Source organism: Actinacidiphila cocklensis (assembly GCF_907177275.1).
GTDB lineage: Bacteria > Actinomycetota > Actinomycetes > Streptomycetales > Streptomycetaceae > Actinacidiphila > Actinacidiphila cocklensis.
Map to the genome: position 1 here is coordinate 1 of NZ_CAJSLV010000048.1, position 19,677 is coordinate 19,677.

The window sequence follows — 19,677 nt, forward strand, 5'->3', positions numbered from 1 at the left end:
CCCGCGAGCAGCCCGGCGCGGGCGGCCAGCCGCAGCACCCGGCGGGCCGCGGCCTCCACCAGCTCCGCCCGCACCTCGCCGGCCCTGACCGCGGCGGCCAGCACCTCGCCGTAGACCGTGTACGGCCCCGGCATCGCCAGGTCGAGGCCGCCGCGGATCGCGCCCGCGGTGGAGCGGGCGGCCAGCCAGTCGGAGACGACGACCCCGTCGAAGCCCCACTCGCCGCGCAGCACGCCGTTGACCAGCTCGGCGTGCTCGGTCATGGTCACGCCGTTCACCGCGTTGTACGCGGCCATGACGCCCCACGGGCGGGCACCCTCGACGATCGCCTCGAAGGGCGCGAGGTACAGCTCGCGCAACGCCCGCGGCCCGATGCGGTTGTCGACGGTGAAACGGTCGGTCTCGGCCTCGTTGCCGACGAAGTGCTTGACGGTGACGCCCACGCCGCCGTCCTGCACCCCGCGCACGTACCCGGTGCCGATCGCCCCGGTGAGCAGCGGGTCCTCGCTGTACGCCTCGAAGTGCCGCCCGCCCAGCGGGCTGCGGTGCAGGTTCACCGTCGGCGCGAGCAGGACGTGCACGCCCTTGCGGTGGGCCTCCTGGGCCAGCAGCCTGCCCGCCCTGCGGGCCAGTTCCGGGTCCCAGGCGGCCGCCAGCGCGGTGGGGCTGGGCAGGGCCACGGACGGGTCCTCGGCGGACCAGCGCCGGCCGCGTACGCCGATCGGGCCGTCCGACATCACCAGCGAGTCCAGCCCGATCGCCGGGAGCGCGGGCAGCGACCACATGTCCTGCCCGGCCAGCAGCCGAGCCCTGTCCTCCAGGCCGAGTTGCCGCAGCGCGGCCTCCACGGCTCGCTCGCGCTCGGCGTCACCCGTATCGACCGTCATCGCCCCATGCTCAACCCTCCGGGGGCTCAGCACAATCGTCTGCGTCGGGCCTGGAGGGGGGTGCCGCCTCCCCTGCCCCTTGCGGTGCGCTGCCTCCCCGCGGCGCGGTGGGTGGCTCGTCTCGCAGTTCCCCGAGCCCCTGATGTCCTGTCCCTTGCAGTGCGCCCGCATCCTCCTGCGCCTCGCGGTTGCGCGGCCCCAGCGCTTCGCCTGGGGGTACCCCCAGCGCCCCTTCAGGTCCTGCCCCCTACGGTGGGCGATCGCCTTTCCCGCCATCCCGGCTGAGCGCGCAGTTCCCCGCGCCCCCGGGTGATTGCCCCTTGCGGCCGGCTCGCACCCTCCGGTGCGTCGTGGTTACGCGCGCAGTTCCCCGCGCCCCCGGGTGATTGCCCCTTGCGGCCGGCTCGCACCCCCCGGTACGTCGTAGTTACGCGCGCAGTTCCCCGCGCCCCTTCAGGTCCTGCCCCCTACGGTGGGCGATCGCCTTTCCCCTCGCGGGGGCTGAGCGCGCAGTTCTCCGCGCCCCTTCAGGTCCTGCCCCCTGCGGTGGGCGCTCGCCTTTCCCGCCATCCCGGCCGAGCGCGCAGTTCCCCGCGCCCCCGGGTGATTGCCCCTTGCGGCCGGCTCGCACCCCCCGGTACGTCGTGGATACGCGCGCAGTTCCCCGCGCCCCTATGGGGTGCCCCTCTGCGCGGAGGGTGAGCGTTTTTCAGGGGCACGGCGAACCGCGCGACAAGCCCACGGTGCAGCCGCGGGCGGGCAGCGCACCGCAAGGGGCAGGGAACCCCCGAAAGAAAGGAGCGCACCCTCATGGGGTGAGAAGGGTCGCCCCGATGGTCGCCCGGGCGGCGAGCCGCTCGTGGAGGGCCGGGGCCTCGCCGAGCGGGCGCACCGTGTCGATGCGGGCCGTGAGGGCGCCCGCAGCGGCAGCCGACAACACCGAGGCTGTGGCCGCGCGTTGGACCGCCGGGGGCTGCGCGAAGGCGATGCCCGCCGCGCCGACGACTGTGAGGCCGCGGGAGGCCACCGTGACCGGGTCGAAGTGGGTCCACGTGCCGGACGTGAAGCCGTAGAAGCCGAACCGCCCGCCCCCGCCGCGCACCGCGGCGAGCGCCTGGCCGCCGATGTCGCCGCCGACCGCGTCGAGGACGACGTCCGCGCCGCCGACCCGCTCGGCCCAGCCGGGCTCGGTGTAGTCCACGACGGCGTCCGCCCCGAAGGCGGTGGCCGCCGCGGTCTTGGCGGGGCCACCGGCGGCCCCGACGACGGTCGCCCCGGCCGCCTTGGCGAGCTGGACGAGGAGCGAGCCGACGCGCCCGGCGGCCGCGGTGACCAGGACGGTGTCCCGCGGCCTGACACGCATCGCGGAGAGCAGCCCGGCCGCCAGGCCGCCGGCCTGGAAGACGGCTACGGCCTGGTGCAGCGCGAGCCCGTCGGGCACGAGGTGGAGGTCGGCGACCGCCACGCGGGCGAGTTCGGCGTAACCGCCGCTGGAGCGGGGGGTGGTGGCGACGACCAGCCGGCCGAGCAGCGCCTCGTCCGCGCCGGGGCCGAGCGCGACGACCCGCCCGCCGACCTCCAGCCCGGGCACGTACGGCAGCGGGAAGGGGTAGCCGCCGGAGCGGACGATGACGTCGCCGTAGATCACCCCGGCGGCCTCGACGGCGACCACGACCTCGCCCTGCGCGGCCTGCGGCTCCGGTGCCTCCGCGACCCTGAGCACCTCGGGTGGCCCGAACTCGCTGACCCTGATGACCCGCATGACCTGTCCCTTCGCCGTGAGACCCCCGAACGCAAGTGATCCTCGCCGGGCGCCGGAGCGCCCGACAAGGATCATTTGCCGGGTTCTGTCGCGAACGGGACAGTCCGCGGGATCTGTCTCGCGCGAGCGCGCGAACGCGCGAACGCGCGAACGCGCGGGCTCACGCCCTAGCCGAAGAGCTGGCGCCCCCAGTCCTGCCCGGCGGCCAGCCCCGGCGGCACGGCGAAGACGCCGCTGCCGATGTGCTGGATGTACTCGTTGAGCGCGTCGTGCGCGCCGAGCACCCGCTGGAGGGTGACGAACCGGTCGGGGCTGTTCATGAACGCGATGAAGAACAGCCCGCCCAGCAGGTCGCCGGTGGTCTTGTCGATGCCGTCGGTGTAGGAGTAGCCGCGGCGCAGGATGCGCAGGCCCTTGTTGTTCTCGGGCGCCGCGAGCCTGATGTGCGCGTCGTCCGGGATGACGTACGCGCCGCCGGACTTGGCCGCGAAGTCGGGGGTGTCGAACTCGCGGTGGCCGGTCAGCGGGGCTCCGCTGCCCTTGTAGCGGCCGAAGACGTCCTGCTGGTCGCCGAGCCGGTCGCGGTCCCACTGCTCCATGCGCATCTTGATCTTGCGGCTGACCAGGTACGAGCCGCCGCGCACCCAGCGCTGCGGCTCCTCCTCGCCGATCCAGACGTGGCGGCCCATGACGTTCTCGTCGCGGGCGTCGATGTTGCGGGTGCCGTCCTTGAAGCCCATCAGGTTGCGCGGGGTGGCCTGCTGGGGGGAGGTGGACGACGTCCGCCCGAAGCCCAGTTCCATCCAGCGCGGGAGGACGGTGCCGAAGCCGAGCCTGCGCAGGTTGCGTACCGCGTGGAAGGCGACCTGCGGGTCGTCGGCGCAGGCCTGGACGCACAGGTCGCCGCCGGTGACCGCGGGGTCCAGGTTCTCGCCGGGCAGCGCCGGCAGCGGCCTGAGCCCGCTGGGGCGGCGGGCGGCGAGGCCGAAGCGGTCGTCGAAGAGCCCGGGGCCGTAGCCGATGGTGATGGTGAGCCGGCCGGGGGTCAGGCCGACCGCCTCGCCGGTGTCGTCCGGCGGGGTGTTGAGGTCGCCCTCGTCGCCGGGCACCTGGCGGCCCAGGGTCATCGCCTCGGCCGCGGCGGTCCAGGCGGTGAGCAGCGCGGCGAGGTCGGCGCGGGTCGCGTTCTGCGCCACGTCGAAGGTCGCGAAGCACAGCCGGTCCTGGGAAGGGGTGGCGATGCCGGCCTGGTGGGCGCCGCGGAAGTCGACCGTGGCGGCGGCCGCTTCGCCGCCGGGGGCGGCGCTGCCCGACCCGCTGTCGCGGGTGGCCAGCGCGGTGCCGCCCGCGCCGAGCGCGGCGCCGGCGACCGCCGCCCCGGCCCCGACCGCGCCGAGCAGCCGCCGCCGGCTGACCGGGGCGGGAGCGGGGTGCCCGGCGGGGTCGGGGGTGATGTCGGGGGTGCCGTCGGCGCCGGCGGCCGGGTCGTGGGAGGAGGAGGAGGTCACGGCTCAGGCGATCTTTCCGGCGATCTTGGACACCGACTCGGCGTACGCGTCGACGGCCTGGGCCAGGACACGGCGCTGCGCGTCGGTGACCTTGCGGTAGTCGACGTAGCCGCTGTTCTCGTAACCGGGCGTGGCCGCGTAGGCCTTGAGGGCGGTGGCGGTGGCCTGGTAGCGCTGGGTGACGGTCGCGGCGAGCGTCGGGTCCTTCGCCTTGAGCACCGGCAGCAGCACGGTGACCGCCTCGTTCGCACCGGCCAGGTTGCCGTCGAAGTCGAGCAGGTCGATGTGCGAGTAGCGCTCCTCCTCGCCAGTGATCTTGGAGGACTGGATCTCGTTGACCAGGTCCGTGGCGCCGTTGGCGATCGCGGCGGGCTGGTACTCGACGGTCTGCACCTTGGTGTAGAGGTCGTGCACGTCGGCGCTCAACTGGTCGGCGAGCGCGCCGAGTCCCGCGGTGGAGTTCTTCTCCCACAGCGCCTGCTCGATGCGGTGGAAGCCGGTGAAGTCGGCGGCGGTGGGGGCGTCGTCGATGCGGCCGTCGATGCGGCCGTCGATGTCGCCCCAGATCTCCGCGGTCGGCTCGATGCGCTCGTAGTGGATACGGGCCTTGCCGTAGAGCGTCTTGGCCTCGTCGGTCTTGCCCGCCTTGACCGCGGCGGTGAACGCGTCGGTGCCGGTGACGAGTTCCTTGACCTCGCCGGTGACCCAGGTCGCGTACTGCTGGGTGGCGGCGACCAGCGCCGGGTCGTCCTTCCAGGTCTTCTTCGCGGCGCCGGTCACGGTGAAGTCGGTCTTCTCGGTCTTCGCGCCGGGGCAGTAGATCTGGTACTTGCCGGCGTCCAGGTTGAGGGTGAAGTCGCCGGACAGACCGGGCGTCAGGTTCTCCTTCTCGCCCAGGATCTTGCCGCCGTCGAGGAGTTCGGCCTCGGTGACCTTCGCGGAGCCCTTGTTGCTGATGTCGAACTTCACGGTGCCCGCGGTCACGGTCGCCGGGTCGGGCGCGCAGTCCTTGTCGCTGATGGCGATGGCGACGGTGGCGGACTTGGCGGAGGCGTTCTTGCCGTCAGCGGACCCGGAGCCCTTCGAGTCGTCCTTGTCGCCACCGCAGGCCGCCAGCAGCAGGCCTGCGGAGATCACGGTGGCCGCGCAGGCCAGGGCTCGGCGGTGGGTGGCTCGGGGGGTCACGGTCAGCTCCTGTTGGGGGTTGCGTACGTACGGGGACGGGTACGGCGCCGGTCGGTCGGTCGTCACGGGGGGGGGCGGTCAGGCGGCGGGTTGCGGGGCGGGGGCCTTGCGGGCGCGGGCCGGCCACAGCACGACGGCGGCCATCGGGATCGCGTAGACCAGCCAGCCGGTGACCATCGTCCAGTCGGGGTACGGCTGGATGCCCAGGACGCCGGTGGCCACGGAGGAGGTGGGGGTGCCGGGGCGCACCAGCCATGACAGGTCGAACGCGCGGGTGCCCTGCTCCAGCCAGCCGCCCTCGACTGCGGTCATCAGCGCGGTGGCCACCAGCCCGGCGGCGACCAGGATCAGCACCAGGCCGGTGACGCGGAAGAAGCGCGAGAGGTTGATGCGGACGCCGCCGCGGTAGATGCCGTAGCCGATGACGGCGGCGAGCACGACGCCGAGCGCGGCGCCGGTGCCGCCGTAGGCGGGGTTGTCGCTCTCGTTGAAGGTCGCCAGCAGGAAGACCGAGGTCTCGAAGCCCTCGCGCAGCACCGCGAGGAAGGCCATCAGCACCAGCGCGGAGGCCGAGCCCTCGGTCAGTGCGCGGCCGGCCGCGCCCTCCAGGTCCTTGCGCAGGTCGCGCGAGTGGCGCTTCATCCACAGCACCATGTAGCTGACCATGACCACGGCGATGGCGCCGATGACCGTCTCCAGCTGCTCCTGCTGCTTCTGCGGCAGGTCGCTGGAGTAGATCTGCAGCCCGACCCCGACCGCGACGCAGATCGCCACCGCGATGGCGACCCCGAGCCACACCTTCTTCAACGCGTCCCGGCGCCCTTGCTGGGCCAGGAAGGAGGCGATGATGCCCACGATGAGCGCCGCCTCCAGTCCTTCGCGGAGTCCGATGACGAACGTGGGGAGCATGAGGGTCCTTCGGGAGCGGGGGACGGAAGGTAAGGCAGTCCTTATTTAGGTTAGGGCAACCTTATTAGAGGGTCTGCATCGGGGTGCCGTCAAGAGCCCCCACCTGCACCGATTTGGGGTGCGCGGGAATTTCCCGGCAAAGCCGGGACAAGCGGATGGCCGGGGTTTCGGGACGCCACAGGAGTCCCATAGGGTCCATTCCGCCATGGACTACTGCTACGCGTGCCGCCGGCACCTCAACGGCGCCTACTCGTGCCCCGGGTGCGGCACGCCCGCTGACCAGCTGAAACTGCCGCAGATCGGCGAGACCGCACAACTGCCGCTCATCGTCGACGACGACGGCGAGCCGGGCGGACCGCCGTTCCCGGGCGGCGGCCGCGCGGCCGCGCGCGGCCGGCAGCGCAGGAAGTCCCGCAGCAGGCAGCAGCGGGCCGCCGTCTACGGGGTCGGCCTGGTCGCCGTCCTCGGCGCGCTGGGGATGCTGTCGATGGCCGCGCTGTCCGGCGGCGGCTCCGGCGACACGACGCCGACGGCGCCCGTCGTGAACGTCACCCACCACCGGCCGACCGGAACCGCCTCGCCGGACGCGGCCGGGTCCACCGCACCGCACAAGGGCGGCTCCCCCGGCGGCCCGCGGCACTCGCAGAGCCCGACCGACACCCCGAGCACCACCAGTGCGACGCCGACCGCCCCGGCCACCACCGCGGGCCCGCCCGCCACCACCCCCGGCGCCCCGCCCAGCGCGACCGGCGCGCCGCCCCCGACGTCGCCGAACCCGACCCACTCCTCGCACCCGTCGCCCTCGCCCACCTGCAAGCAGGTGCTGTGGTGGTGCCAGTAGGACCGCGGGCGCCCGGGAGCTTCGCCCGGCACCCCGCCAGGACGGGGCGCCGCTCGGCGAGCCCCAGGGCGGCATGAAATATTCAGGCCCATGGTTAATTCCACGAGCACGCCGACGAGTACGTCCACCGGGCGCGAATGGCAGCTGGCGGCCCGGCCGCACGGCTGGCCGACACCGGCGGACTTCGCCCTGGTCGAGACTCCCGTCCCGGAGCCGGGGCCCGGCCAGATCCTGGTGCGCAACCTCTTCCTGTCCGTCGACCCCTACATGCGCGGCCGGATGAACGACGTGAAGTCGTACATGCCGCCCTTCGGCCTGGACCGGCCGATGGACGGCGGTGCGGTCGGCCGGGTGGTGGCCTCGCAGGCCGACGGCGTCCCGGTCGGCACGCACGTCCTGCACGGGCTCGGCTGGCGCGAGTACGCCCTCGTCGACGCGGCGAAGGCCGCGGTCGTCGACCCGGCGGCGGCACCGCTGTCGGCGTACCTCGGGGTGCTCGGCATGACCGGCATGACCGCCTATGTGGGCCTGCTGCGTATCGCCGAGATGGCCCCGGGCGAGACGGTGTTCGTCTCGGGCGCGGCCGGCGCGGTCGGCAGCCAGGTCGGGCAGATCGCCAAGCTCAAGGGCGCCGCCCGGGTCATCGGCAGCGCGGGCTCCGACGAGAAGTGCGCGCAACTGGTGGAGGAGTACGGCTTCGACGCCGCCTTCAACTACAAGAAGGAGCCGGTGGCCCAGCAGTTGGCGGCCGCGGCGCCCGACGGCATCGACGTCTACTTCGACAACGTCGGCGGCGACCACCTGGAGGCGGCGATCTCCGCGCTGCGGTTGAACGGCCGGGCCGCGCTGTGCGGGTCCATCGCGGCCTACAACAGCACCGAGCCCCCGCCGGGACCGCGCAACCTCGGTCTGCTGGTCGGCCGGCGGCTCACGCTGCGCGGCTTCATGGTCGGCGACCACCACGACCTCCAGGACGACTTCGTCCGCGAGGTCGGCGGCTGGCTGCGGGACGGGCAGCTGCGCTACCGCGAGACCGTCACCACCGGAATCGATCAGGCCGTGGCCGCGTTCCTGGGGATGCTGCGCGGCGAGAACTCCGGCAAGGCGGTCGTCGCCCTCCCGGAGTGACGCACCCGTGCCGGGGCTCAGGCCCCGGCACACCCCGCTGACTTCGCTGACCCCCATTGATGAGGAGCCCTCATGACCATCCAGTACGTGGACGTGCTGTACACCGCCGTCGCCACCGCGGAGAACGGCCGCGACGGGCGGGTCGCCACCGACGACGGCAAGCTCGACGTCATCGTCAACCCGCCCATCGAGCTGGGCGGCACCGGCGCCGGGACCAACCCCGAGCAGCTCTTCGCGGCCGGCTACAGCGCCTGTTTCCAGAGCGCGCTCTCGGTGGTCGCCCGGCGGGCCAAGGTGGACGTGTCCGGCTCGCGGGTGACCGCCAAGGTCGGCCTCGGCAAGACCGAGTCCGGCGGCTTCGGGCTCACCGTCGAGCTGGACATCGCGATCCCGGACCTTCCGGCGGACACCGCGGCCACGCTGGTCGAGCAGGCCCACGAGGTCTGCCCGTACTCCAACGCGACCCGCGGCAACGTGGAGGTGACGCTGTCGGTGGTCTGAGCCGGCCGGTGCGGCTCAGTGCGAGGAGCACACCGAGGTGAGCGGGCTCCTGCCGGTACGCTCCTTGATCTTGTCGAGGATCGCGAGCTGGTCGTCCAGGCTCTCGGGGTCGGCGAGGAAGCGCAGCACGGCGAGCGCGAAGGCGTCGCGGACCTCGGCCGGCATCGCGTCGGAGGCGTCGTAGCAGCGGAGCGCCGTGGGGTCGCGGAGGGTGCCGGTCATGCCGGTGTCCGGATAGCCGTCCAGCACGGAGCCCTTGACGGAGAAGCCGGACCGGGTTCCGGCCCAGGCGCGTTGGGCCTCGTCGGAGGCGAGGTAGGCGATCAGCTTGGCGGACTGCGGGGTGCTGTGCAGGACCGCGGCGAGGTCGCCCGAGACCTCCCAGCTGTTGCGGGCCACCGCGCCGGGGATGACGTCGGCGGAGTGGACGTACGCGGCCCCGGCCGCCTTCCAGCCGTCGCTGCCCTGGGCGATGGACGACTGGTGCTCCAGGCGGCAGGTCGGCGGCTTCATCGCCACTCCGTCGGCGGCGTGCCCGAAAGGCGTGGTGAGGCGGGCGGGCGTCAGATCCGGTCTGCCCGCGCCCACCATGTCGCCCCAGGTGGTCCAGGCGCGGCGGACCCTGGGGTCGTGCTGCCACGACAACCCGCCGCTGACCCAGCTGTCGTAGGTGGCCTTGTCGGTCTGCTGGAGCAGGATGTCCTCGATCCAGTCCGAGCCCGGCCAGCCGGAGGTCGCGTCGCTGCCCATGCCCAGGCACCAGGACGCGGGCGTCCGCGCGGCCTGCGCGACCCCTGCGGCGTCCAGGTCCTTCGGGTGCCACACCATGCTCTTCAGGTCGGTCTTCATCGGCAGCCAGTACGTGTGCTCCTTGCCGTCGGTGCCCTTGACCGGGGTGACCCACGTCGAGGCGAAGTCGCCCTCGGCGACCAGGTCGTCGAGCGGGGTGAGCAGGCCCTCCGCCGCGTAGCCGGCCAGTTCGCCGGGTCCTGGCAGTATCGCCACGTCCGGCGGCGTGCCGGACTCGACGTCGGCGGCCAGCACCTGGCTCTCGGCGGAGCTGCCCTGGTAGACGACGTGGATACGGTATTCGTCCTCGAACTTGTCGATCACCTGCTGCTGGAACCGCTCCTGCTCCGTACCGGTCCAGTTGGCGAGCAGGGTGACCGAGCCCTGCCAGCCGGTGGCCCGGAAGACGATGGCGCCGCCGCCTGCGAGCACCACCAGGCACGTCGCGACGATCCCGACCGTGCGCAGCCGCGGCCATTTCAGCGTGACGGCCCCGACCCGGTACTCGTTGGTCCGCGGCTGGAGCCCCAGCAGGACCAGCAGCGCCAGCAGCAGGCCGCCGACCGGGATCCAGCCGGTCACCGCGGCACGGAAACCGGTGTCGGCGAGCCTGCCCGAGACCTGCGCCCCGGCGCGCGGGATGGCGTTGCCGGCCAGGGGACGGGCGAGCGCCGTACGGGCGTCGGCCATCGCGGCATGCGTCAGCGCGGTGAAGGCGACCAGCACGGCGACCCCGGCGACCAGCAGGACGCAGGCGGCGAGCAGCGGGACATTGAGCTGCCGCCGGAAGCGCGCCCCGGAGAAACGGTGCGCCTCGGCGAGCAGCAGCAGGAGTGCCAGGGCCAGGGCGAGCGCGACGCTCCACTCCAGCCACAGCAGCGGCCCGAAGTCGGTCTGCCGGCGCACCGATTGCTCCTGCTCGGCGTGCAGCGCGGCCAGCCTGCCCATGACGGTGGCGTCCGCCGCGGGACCGGTGACCTCGATGCCGAGCGTGCTGACGGCGTAGGACAGATAGGCCTGCCGCAGCGGGCTCATGGCGGGTTGGGCCTCGGCGTCCTCGATCCACCCGGAGTACGTGGCGATCAGGCCGGTCACGGTCTGGATCGTCTGCCGCCCGGCCACGTCGGCTCCACCGGCGGCCCGGGCGAGGCTCAGGTTGGCCACCGACAGGCGGGTGTGGAAGTCGCCCGTGCTGCCGTCGTTGAGATCGATGTCCTTCTGGGCCTCGATCAGCGCGTCCTTGGCGGTGTCGACGGCCAGCACGCCGGGGGCCCCGGCCGACTTCAGCGGCACCGCGTCGGAGTGCACCCCTCGGTAGGCCTGGAAGAGCGTCCCGGTGGCCAGGACCACCAGGACGAGCAGCAGCAGTGTGCGGCGGGTCAGTTCGCGCAGGGTGCGGCTGGTGCCCGGCGCGGTGGCCCCCGCGGGCACCGCCGCTGTCGCCGCGGCGGTCCGGGTCTGCGGTATCGGGGCCGCGCGGTCGCTCATGACGCCCCCAGTACGTGGCCGCAGTGGGTGCAGAAGCGGGACCTGGACGGGATGCGCCGGCCGCACCCCGGGCAGTCGATCAAAGCCGCGCCCGGCTGCAGGCCGGGATCAGGCCCCACGCCTCCGGGCTCGGGGCCGTAGGTGCTGTGGGTGCTCGCGGTGATCAGGTGCTGGAAGTCCACCGGGTCGATCTTCCGGCGCAGCGACACGATGCCCGCGGCGGCGTCGTGGATCTCCACCAGCCGCCGCAGATCGGCGAGTTGGCGCTGGGCACCGGACCGCGCCGCGAGGGCGACGGCCGTACCGAGCAGCTGCTCGGCACGGTCGAGGTCGTCGCGGTGGTAGGCGTCCGCGGCGGCCGCGGCAGCCTCGCCCAGTTCCTCCCAGTGCTGGAAGTGCAGCACCTGCTCGTCGGTCATACCGGACAGCGCCGGGTCGTCGGTCCAGTTGACCACCAGCGGCTGGGGCGCGGGCGGCCGCAGACCGGCCTGCGCCGGGAGCCGGACCCCGACCTCGGCGACCATCAGCTCCTCCCCGTGCAGCTGCCCTTCGGGATCGGCGGCGACACAGACGTGGAACCGGCGGGCCTCGTTGCCCCAGGCCCGGGTGACGTACGCCCCCGGCTCGCCGGCCTCCGCGGTCAGCAGCGCCTCGTTGGGGAAGGTCTGCCGGACGTAGCGCAGCCGGCTGCCGGCGAACGCCTCCACGGTGAGGGTCAGTTCCGGCACCGACTTGGCGAGCAGGCCGAGCATCAGCTGCGTGTACGCACCGACGAGTTCGGACTCCGCACGGACGGCGTCCGCGGAGCCGTGCAGGGCGCCGGCCACCTGGAGCAGCACGTGGGCGTCCCAGCCCTCGCCGATGCCCCAGGCGTCGCAGACGAACCTCCCCGCGGCCGCCTCCAGGACGCCGGCCAGCGGCCGGAAGTGGTCGTGCTTGTTGCGCCCGTCGGTGAGCATCAGCACGTGCTTGATCGGGGCGGACTGCCCGGCGAGCAGTTCGCCCGCCCGGTGCAGCCAGTTGCCCACGCAGGTGCCGCCGCCCACGACCATCCTGTGCACCGCCATCTCCGCCGCGTCCTTGGTGGCCGCGGAGGCCACCGCCATCTCCGTGGGCGCCTCGCCGGTCTGCGGCGGGTAGGCGGTGGCCGCGAGGTGGTTGCCGGCGACGACGGCGAAGGGCGTGCCGTCCGGGAGCAGCCGGATCGCGGCGATCGCGGCGTTCCTGGCCTCCCGGAACTTCTCCTCCGGGTCGTTCATCGAGGTGGAGCAGTCGACCACCAGGACCTCGGCGAGCGCGGGTCCGGGCATCGCGCCGTCGGCACCGCTGACCTCGACGGTCACGATGGCGTGCAGGTCCTTCTCGCCCGCAACGGCGGGGAGGTACTTCTGCTGGCTGACCGCGAGGCCGATCGTGGTGTCCACTGTGGTCGTGACTCCTCACCGATGAGCTGCTGCTGCCGTGGGGTTGCGGGGGGCGTTGGGAGGTCGGGGGCCGGTCAGAACCGGCTCTGCGGGCGGACGGCGTAGGCGCGGTCGAGCAGTTCGGGGCGGTCGGCGGCCGGCGCCTGGCCGACGAGGGTGCGCAGCGACCCGTAGAGCAGCTGGGCCAGCGCCCTGCGGCTGCCGGCGCCCTGGAACAGCTCCCCGGGGGGCAGCGGGGTGAAGTCCTGCGTGTCGGGGCCGGACAGGGTCAGCGCGAGGACCAGCCGGGCACGCCAGGAGGCGGGCCGGGGCGGTGCCGGGTGGCCGGCCAGGACGTTCTCCCGGATCTCGGCGACCAGCCGGTCCCTGGCGTCGTCCTGCGGCTGTTCCGCGAGCCGCACCACGGCCTTCGTGAGGTCGGCGGACGAGGGCGCGGTGCCGCCGACCCGGCCGGTGAGGATGCGCAGCGCGGCGATCCGGGCGAGGTTGTAGTTGCGGGAGGTCGTGGGCACCTGGTCCAGCACCCGTACCGCGGCGGCCCGGTCGCCGTGCAGCAGCCGCAGCCTGGCCAGTCCGAAGGCCGCGCTGGTGTGCGCCTTGTCGCGCTGCCAGACGGCCCGGTAGTAGGCCTCGGCCTCGGTCGCCGCGTTCTCCGGGTCGATGCCGGCGCGCAGGTACTCGGCGCAGTAGCCGAGCGCCAGCTTCGGCGCCCACTCGCCCGGCACTGTCGCGTAGACGGCGGCGAACTCGCCCTGCGCGTCCCTGACCTGCCCGCGCATCAGGTGCAGCAGCCCGCGGTGCCACGGCGGCCGCCAGTCGTAGCCGGCGACGTCGCGCCCCATCAGCCGTACGGCCTCGTCGAGCCAGTGCTCCGCCGCCGCAAGGGCCTTCCCGCCCGCCGGGCCGGGCTCGCCGGACAGCAGATACGACCGGCACAGCCACAGCGCGACCTCGACGGTCTGCAGCGCTGGGTCCTCGCGGGCCCGCTCGGCCGTGCGTTCGGGCGCGTCGCCCGCCAGGCCGCCGAGCAGCACCGCCGCCGGGTCGCCCGGGTCGGCGATCGGTCCCGGCAGCGCGCGGGCGGTCTCGTGCGGTGCGGGCGCCCGCGTGGCCAGGTCGGGCGGCGCGACGCCCTCGGGCCGCTGCGTCCAGTGGGTGAGCGCGGGGACCGTGCCGAGGGCGGCGCCGAACGCGACCGCGGTCGGCTCGAAGCGGGTGGAGCGCTCGGGGAAGGGCTCGCAGCCTTCCAGGGCGCGGTGTTCGCGCAGCACCTCCCACAGCTGCCGGGACATCTGCGCGGCGGAGGTGAAGCGAGCGGCGGGGTCGGCATGGGTGGCGCGGCCGATCAGCCGGTCGAAGGAGCGGGCGGCGAGCCCGGCGGGGACCTTGGCGCGGGTCGCGAGCGCGGCCAGCGTGCGGCCGACGGTGAACAGGTCGGTGTCGACCCGGAAGCCGCGCGCGTCGCGCTCGCGCTTCTGCGGGGCGAAGCCCGGGGTGTAGACCAGGGCGCTGGTGCGGTCGTCGATGCGGCGGACCGCACCGAGGTCGATGATCTTGATCTGCCGCTCGTAGTGGATGACGTTCTCGGGCTTCATGTCGCAGTACAGCAGGTCCTGGTCGTGCAGGTACTCCAGGGCGCCGAGGATCTTGCAGCCGTAGGTGACGACGTGGTCGAACGCGAAGGGCCCGCCGAACATCCGGGACAGTTCCTCGTCGGACGCCTTCAGCAGCTGGTCCAGCGGCCGGCCGGCGACGTACTCCATGACGATGTAGTCGGTGGGCTCCGCCTCGCCCGCGCGCCGGTGCTGCTTGGACGCGATGATCCCGACGATGTCGCGGTGGTGCAGCGTGGTCAGGGAGCGCCGCTCCTCGACGGCCTTGCGGCGGGCCGCCGCGTCCTGGGTGTTGATCTGCGTCTTGAGCACCACCCGCTGGCCCGGCAGGTCGAGGTCCTCGGCGAGGTAGACCCAGCCGGTGCCGCCGGGCGAGAGGTACCCGATCACGCGGTACTGCCCGGCGACCACGTCACCGGGGCCGAGCTGCGGGCGGAAGGAGTAGCGGGTGCCGCACAGCGGGCAGAAGCCCTCGTCGGGGGCCGGCCCGCCGTCGTAGGACACCCCGATGGTGCCGGCGCAGTCCGGCACGCCGCAGCGCCGGCCGCCCTCGGGGCGGCGGACGGTGGCGCGGACGACGTCCTCGTCCGCGGGGCGCGGGAAGCCGGGCAGCTGGACCAGGCCGTCCCGGTCCAGGCCGCCTGCGGACCCGGCCGGGCGCGGCGCGGCGGGCGCGTCCGTGTCGGACGGCGCGGGCCGCGGTCCCGGTACGGTCGCCTGCCCCGTGGTCCCGCGTGCGGGGGCGGTGTCGGCGCCGGGTGCCGTCGAGGGGTGGCGGTGGCAGGTGCCGCAGTAACCGGAGGCCCGGATGGTGCCCTTGCAGGGCACGTGCGGGCACGGTGAGCCGGGCGCGGTCACGTCGGCGTACCTCCATCGTCGCGGTGCGGGGCGCCGGGGGCGGGCTCCGCGGCGGGGGCGGGCGGCTGTACGGCGGGGGCCGGCGGCTGTACACCGGGGGCCGGTCCGGCGGCGGGCGGGCGGGTGCCCGGGCGGTCCACGAGGTCGCGGAAGGTACGGACCGCGGCCTCCGCCGCCGCCACATCGCAGGGGCGCTCGCGCAGCAGCCGGTGGGCGGTGAGGTACAGCTCGTCGGCCTCCAGGTCCTCGCCGCGGGCGGCGCTCTCCTCGTACAGCCGGCGGTACGACGCCAGCTCGCCCCGCAACTCGTCGCGCCGGAGCAGCAGTTCGTTCAAGGACGTGAGGGCGTGCGCCAGATGGTGCTCGGCGCGGGACGCCACCCGCGCGTAGCGCGCCAGGTCGGGGCCGTCCTCCGGCGGTACGGCGAAGGCACCCTGGCCCGCGGCCAGTTCGGCGCGCGCGGTGATCACGTGGATCAGCGCGTCGACCGCCCTGTCGGTCAGCTCGTCGTCCCCGCGCACCCGGGCCATCAGGCGGTCCAGCTCGCGGCCAGGGCCTTCGATGATCCGCGCGAGCCGGTCGCCGAGCCGCGCCCGGCCCTCCAGCGCGGGCCGCAGCAGCAGCTCCTCCCGGGCGCGGGCCGCGTACCCGCCCGCGCTGCGGAAGACCAGCAGCACCCGGCTGCCCCGGGCGACCAGCAGCCCCAGCAGGCCGATCAGCGACGGCGGGTCCGCGGCCGCGTCCACCCCGTCCACGACCAGCGTGATGGTCACCGTGGCCGTCGCGATGCGCTCGGCGGCGGGCAGTTCGAGGTGCTGGAGCAGTCCCATCCGGCCGGCGATCCGCTCGGCGATCTCGTCGGTGCTGCGGCCGGTCGCGATGACCGCGAGGTCGAGGCCGCCGGCCGCCGGCACGGTGCCGGGCGCGTCCAGCGAGGGGCGCCCGGTGGAGAAGCGGCTGCGCAACTCCCGGTCGGCCAGGGTGATCGCGCGGCGCAGGGTGGCCGCGCGCACCCGGTCGCCGTCCGGTACGAGGCTGATCTTGACCTGGCGGGCCGTGTCGCCGCCGCGCAGCCAGAGGGCCAGCCGCTCGGCGAAGGGCTGGTCGAGCAGCGCCTCGTCGTCGCCGGACGCGGCCGAGCGCAGCTCCTCGTCGACCGCGGTCATGCCGACCGTCCACGCGCCGACCTCGGGCAGGTGCTGCACCACGGTCTCGGCGGGGCTCATGAAGGTGAAGCCGCCGCCCTCCTCCGGCGACCTGGCCAGCACCATGCCGATGACCTTGTCGGTGGCCAGGTCCACCACCCCGCCGCCGCTGAACCCGCGCCGGGCGATCTGCCCCGGGCTGGTCGGCTGCAACAGCACCTGGCCGTCCCGGCCGCAGCCGCCGAGGATCGTGGCGGGCAGCCACAGGCCGCCGTTGTAGTGCTCGGGGAAGCCGTACATCCGCACCTGGCGGCCGGGGGCGGACACCCGGTAGAGCGACGTCGCCTCGGACGCGGGCCGCGGGCGGTCCAGTTCGAGCAGCGCGACGTCGCCGACGGGGTCGCCGTTGCGGTCCCGCTGCTCGGGACGGTAGGCGTCCCCCACGACCCTGGCGGCCACCTCCGGCACCTGGTAGCCGGTCGCGCTCCCGGCCGCGCCGACGAACTCGGCGGTGACCTTCTCCTCGCGGCCCACCACATGGGCGCAGGTCAGCACCCGGTCAGGGCTCAGCAGAATCCCGCTGCCCGCGATCGTCCCGTTGGCCCGCCGGATCCGCACCGCCCAGGACGGCGTCGCCAGGGGCCCGGTACCGATTCCCCCGTCGGCCTCCATGCCGTGCACCTTACGCCTGACGGCACGTCATGTCGCGTGAAAGTGCCTACACTTGTGCCTTTGGTCCGCTCGATCACCTGTGGGGGCAACCGCCGTGGAATCGTCGTCCTTCGTCGGCCTGGCCGAGGTCATCGAGCAGATCCGCGCCGAGCTGGAGCAGGCGCGGGCGGCGTCCGAGGGCAAGGCGATCGGCTTCACCGTCGACAAGGTGAGCGTCGAGTTCACCGTCGAGGTACGCCGCGAGGGCACCGCGGGCGGCGGGCTGCGCATCGGCGTGGTGACCGCGAACGTCGGCGGCTCCACCGACCGCGGCACCACCCACCGCATCCAGGTCGACCTGCAGCCGCACATGGAGTCCGGCCGCCTCAGCGTCGGCCGCTGACCCCCTGGCCCCTCGGCTGCGGCAGGCGACTTCCGCCGCCCATAACACGCTCCCTCACGTGAGGGTCGAAACGCGGATTCCGGACCGGCAGACGGCATAAGCCCTGCGGCCGGGGATACACAGGGCAACCCGCCTGCCCCATGAGGCGGGTGTGGTGTCGGCCGCCCGCCAGGTCACCCGCCCGCAACACATTTAGTTTTTGTTTCAAACACCTCTTCGAGACCAGGTCAGCGGGCTCCCCCCTGGGCACCCATGGCCGTTTGCGCCGGGTTCCGGCCCCTTTCCGCGTGATCCGGAATTCACCTCGCGAGCGACCTCACGAAACAAACAGCTGAACTAGATTCAGGATGAACTGATATCGCTTCAACGGCCTTCCCGGCGCATTATCCAGGGCCTAAAATCCCTGCAAGAGGCGCCATTCCCCCCCACGCGCTCATCCTTTTCCTTCACCATGCAGAGGACAGGAAAGCCGTTTATGCCGGAAGAACGTGTCACATCCCCAGGAGCCACCCCCGCCACCGGCTTCAGCCGCCGGGCCGTGCTGGGCGGCGCCGCCGCCGTGACGGGCGCCGCGGCGGTCTCGGCGGCCGTCGCGACGCCCGCCGCCGCCGACCCGGGCTCGGACTCGGTGCCTTCGGCGGCGGCGCGGCTGCTCGGCGCGCTGCCCGCCGTCTCCGCCATCAAGAAGCGGTCCCGCCTCGTCGACTACGAAGTGGTGGAACTGGCCGCGCTGATGCGCGCCCGCGTCGTCACGGCGGTCCAGGTCACCACGGCGTACCTGGACCGTATCGACCGGTTCAACGGCCCCTTCGAGACCTACGGCGACAACGGCCTCTACAACGCGTTCGTGCGGATCGACCGGGAGGGCGCGCTGGCCCAGGCGGCCGCCGCGGACGCCCGGTTCGCCAGGGCCAGGCACACGCACGAGGACCTTCCGCCGCTGCTCGGCATCCCCTTCGGCGTCAAGGACTCCGTCGCCGTCAAGGGACTTGAGGCCAAGGACGGCAGCCACGCCTTCGACGGCAACGCGGCGCTGCGGGACGCCACCGCCGTGCACCGGCTGCGCGAGGCGGGCGCGGTGATCCTCGGCCACACCGTCGCCTCGGCCTTCTCCGGCTCGATCACCGGCACCTTCGCCGGCAACGCGTGGAACAAGGCGTACGTGCCCGGCGGTTCGAGCCAGGGCTCGGGCGTCGCACCGGTCGCGCGGCTCGCGGCGGCCGCGATCGGCGAGGAGACCGGCGGCTCCATCATGATGCCCTCGGCCGCGAACGGCGCCAGCGGCATCAAGCCGTCGCTGGGCACCACCTCGGTCGCCGGGCTGATGCCGCTCTCCCCCGGCTACGACGTGCTCGGCCCGATCGCCCGCTCGGTACGCGACGCCTCGCTGATCCTCTCGGTGATCCTCGGCCCCGACCCGGCGAACGACCCGCTGACGCTGTCCGCCCCCGACCCCTTCCCCGCCATGCCGCTCACCGCCCGCAAGGGCCGCAGCCCGCTGGCCGGCACCACCATCGGGATACCGCAGACCGACTGGATGCGCACCAGCCGCGGCATCCAGACCGGCACCTCGCCGCAGGACACCTACGACGCCGACCACCTGGCCGCCTTCACCCGCCTGAAGGACCAACTCACCTCGCTGGGCGCCACGGTGAAGGAATTCCCCGGCCTCGACGTCACCGTGCCCGCCAACGACCCGTACTTCTCCAGCACCGACGTGCTCGCCACCGTCGACGGTTCGCCGGTCTCGCCGTCCTCCGCGGTGCTCAGCCCCAACCGGTACGAGATCCGCTACTGGGACGCGGTCAAGGACTTCGCCGCCACCCGCCCCGCCGACCAGGCCGCCGCGCTGCTCGCGCAGTACGGCCGCAAGGCCCCGGGCGAGACGGCGGCCTCCTTCGAGTCGGCCAGCAGGTTCGCCGGCCAGGTCCCGGCCGCCGTCCGCGTCGAGGGCGAGCACCGCCGCCGCACCCTCCAGGCCAACTACCAGGCAGCGCTGGACGCCGCGGGCGTCGACTTCATGCTGGTCTTCTCGCTCGGCGCGCAGATCGGCCTGCGCACCGGCGGCGGCTTCCCGGTCTACCGGGCCTACTACCAGCTGCCCAACGCCCTGGCCTGGCCGATGGTCTCCTTCCCCGTCGGCTACGACAGCACGGTCGGCCTGCCGATCGCCGCGCAGTTCTGGGGGCCGCGGTTCAGCGAGCCGCAGATCGTGCAGGCCGCCATCGACTACCAGGAGCACTTCCCGCAGTACCACAACGCGGCGCCGCCCGACCCGGACACCACCGCCGCCAAGGTCGCGCCGCGGATGCTGCGTTCCGCCGAGCCGGCCACGCCGCCCGAGCTGTCCAACGACCCGCTGGTCGCCGAGGAGGCGCTGCGATGAGCTTCCTGACCGTCGGCTGGGAGCCGGTGATCAACGCGGGGCTGCTCCCGCAGCACCCCGGGGACGGCACCTCGCCGGTCGCCACCGTGGGCTGGCTCCCCAAGCTCGGAACCGCCTTCTACCCCTACGCAGGCGACGACCCCGACCAGGCCGCAGCGCGGCAGGACGGGGCACCGCACCAGTGAGACGAGGCACCGCA

The 19,677-nt window shown here is 73.7% G+C and carries 15 protein-coding genes; 6 read left to right on the forward strand and 9 right to left on the reverse strand.

Translation table 11 applies throughout. From position 1 onward, the window contains the following. The 5 genes from NFU81_RS11025 to efeU form a co-directional block, all read right to left on the reverse strand. The coding region (locus NFU81_RS11025; protein ID WP_285833816.1) for a glycoside hydrolase family 3 protein at nt 1-887 on the reverse strand (887 nt) is incomplete at its 3' end. A gap of 808 nt (nt 888-1,695) precedes the next feature. After that, on the reverse strand, nt 1,696-2,649 hold the full coding sequence (locus tag NFU81_RS11030; protein WP_251488178.1) for a zinc-binding dehydrogenase: 954 nt from the start codon (nt 2,647-2,649) through the stop codon (nt 1,696-1,698). A 167-nt stretch (nt 2,650-2,816) separates the two neighbouring features. Then, a complete protein-coding gene (gene efeB / locus NFU81_RS11035; protein ID WP_251489024.1) occupies nt 2,817-4,103 on the reverse strand; it encodes an iron uptake transporter deferrochelatase/peroxidase subunit in 1,287 nt (428 codons plus the stop codon). Nucleotides 4,104-4,160: 57 nt separating this feature from the next. Next, nucleotides 4,161-5,342 carry an iron uptake system protein EfeO gene (gene efeO / locus NFU81_RS11040; protein ID WP_251488181.1) on the reverse strand — a complete coding sequence of 394 codons (1,182 nt, stop codon included), beginning with the start codon at nt 5,340-5,342 and terminating at the stop codon, nt 4,161-4,163. Nucleotides 5,343-5,420: 78 nt separating this feature from the next. Beyond that, nucleotides 5,421-6,251 carry an iron uptake transporter permease EfeU gene (gene efeU, locus NFU81_RS11045; protein ID WP_251488186.1) on the reverse strand — a complete coding sequence of 277 codons (831 nt, stop codon included), beginning with the start codon at nt 6,249-6,251 and terminating at the stop codon, nt 5,421-5,423. Nucleotides 6,252-6,456: 205 nt separating this feature from the next. Between efeU and NFU81_RS11050 the strand changes: the two genes are divergently transcribed. The 3 genes from NFU81_RS11050 to NFU81_RS11060 all read left to right on the forward strand — a co-directional run bounded on the left by NFU81_RS11050 (nt 6,457) and on the right by NFU81_RS11060 (nt 8,721). Beyond that, complete coding sequence (locus NFU81_RS11050) at nt 6,457-7,092, forward strand: SCO2400 family protein (protein ID WP_251488188.1); 636 nt, start codon at nt 6,457-6,459, stop codon at nt 7,090-7,092. Nucleotides 7,093-7,182: 90 nt separating this feature from the next. Next, nucleotides 7,183-8,220, forward strand: a complete 1,038-nt coding sequence (locus NFU81_RS11055) for an NADP-dependent oxidoreductase (protein WP_251488191.1) — start codon at nt 7,183-7,185, stop codon at nt 8,218-8,220. Between the two features lie 72 nt (nt 8,221-8,292). Then, nucleotides 8,293-8,721, forward strand: a complete 429-nt coding sequence (locus NFU81_RS11060; RefSeq protein WP_251488194.1) for an organic hydroperoxide resistance protein — start codon at nt 8,293-8,295, stop codon at nt 8,719-8,721. 15 nt (nt 8,722-8,736) lie between these two features. Here the strand turns inward: NFU81_RS11060 and NFU81_RS11065 are convergent, their stop codons facing one another. The 4 genes from NFU81_RS11065 to NFU81_RS11080 form a co-directional block, all read right to left on the reverse strand. Further along, the gene (locus tag NFU81_RS11065; protein WP_251488197.1) at nt 8,737-10,998 is read right to left on the reverse strand and encodes an ABC transporter substrate-binding protein; all 2,262 of its coding nucleotides are present in this window, start codon (nt 10,996-10,998) and stop codon (nt 8,737-8,739) included. Further along, on the reverse strand, nt 10,995-12,422 hold the full coding sequence (locus tag NFU81_RS11070; RefSeq protein WP_251488200.1) for a VWA domain-containing protein: 1,428 nt from the start codon (nt 12,420-12,422) through the stop codon (nt 10,995-10,997). Before NFU81_RS11070 ends, NFU81_RS11065 begins: the two co-directional genes overlap by 4 nt. Before the next feature lie 74 nt (nt 12,423-12,496). Beyond that, entirely contained in the window at nt 12,497-14,893 is a 2,397-nt protein-coding gene (locus tag NFU81_RS11075) for a serine/threonine-protein kinase (protein WP_251488204.1), read from the reverse strand. Further along, nucleotides 14,890-16,710 (reverse strand): S1 family peptidase, encoded by a 1,821-nt coding sequence (locus tag NFU81_RS11080; protein ID WP_251488207.1) that lies wholly within the window; start codon nt 16,708-16,710, stop codon nt 14,890-14,892. Before NFU81_RS11080 ends, NFU81_RS11075 begins: the two co-directional genes overlap by 4 nt. A 94-nt stretch (nt 16,711-16,804) precedes the next feature. Here NFU81_RS11080 and NFU81_RS11085 point away from each other — a divergent pair, with 94 nt between their 5' ends. The 3 genes from NFU81_RS11085 to NFU81_RS11095 all read left to right on the forward strand — a co-directional run bounded on the left by NFU81_RS11085 (nt 16,805) and on the right by NFU81_RS11095 (nt 19,663). Next, on the forward strand, nt 16,805-17,092 hold the full coding sequence (locus NFU81_RS11085; RefSeq protein ID WP_251488210.1) for a trypco2 family protein: 288 nt from the start codon (nt 16,805-16,807) through the stop codon (nt 17,090-17,092). 475 nt (nt 17,093-17,567) lie between these two features. Beyond that, nucleotides 17,568-19,478 carry an amidase gene (locus NFU81_RS11090; protein ID WP_251488212.1) on the forward strand — a complete coding sequence of 637 codons (1,911 nt, stop codon included), beginning with the start codon at nt 17,568-17,570 and terminating at the stop codon, nt 19,476-19,478. After that, nucleotides 19,475-19,663, forward strand: a complete 189-nt coding sequence (locus NFU81_RS11095; RefSeq protein ID WP_251488215.1) for a hypothetical protein — start codon at nt 19,475-19,477, stop codon at nt 19,661-19,663. Before NFU81_RS11090 ends, NFU81_RS11095 begins: the two co-directional genes overlap by 4 nt. The last annotated feature ends 14 nt before the right edge of the window (nt 19,664-19,677 follow it).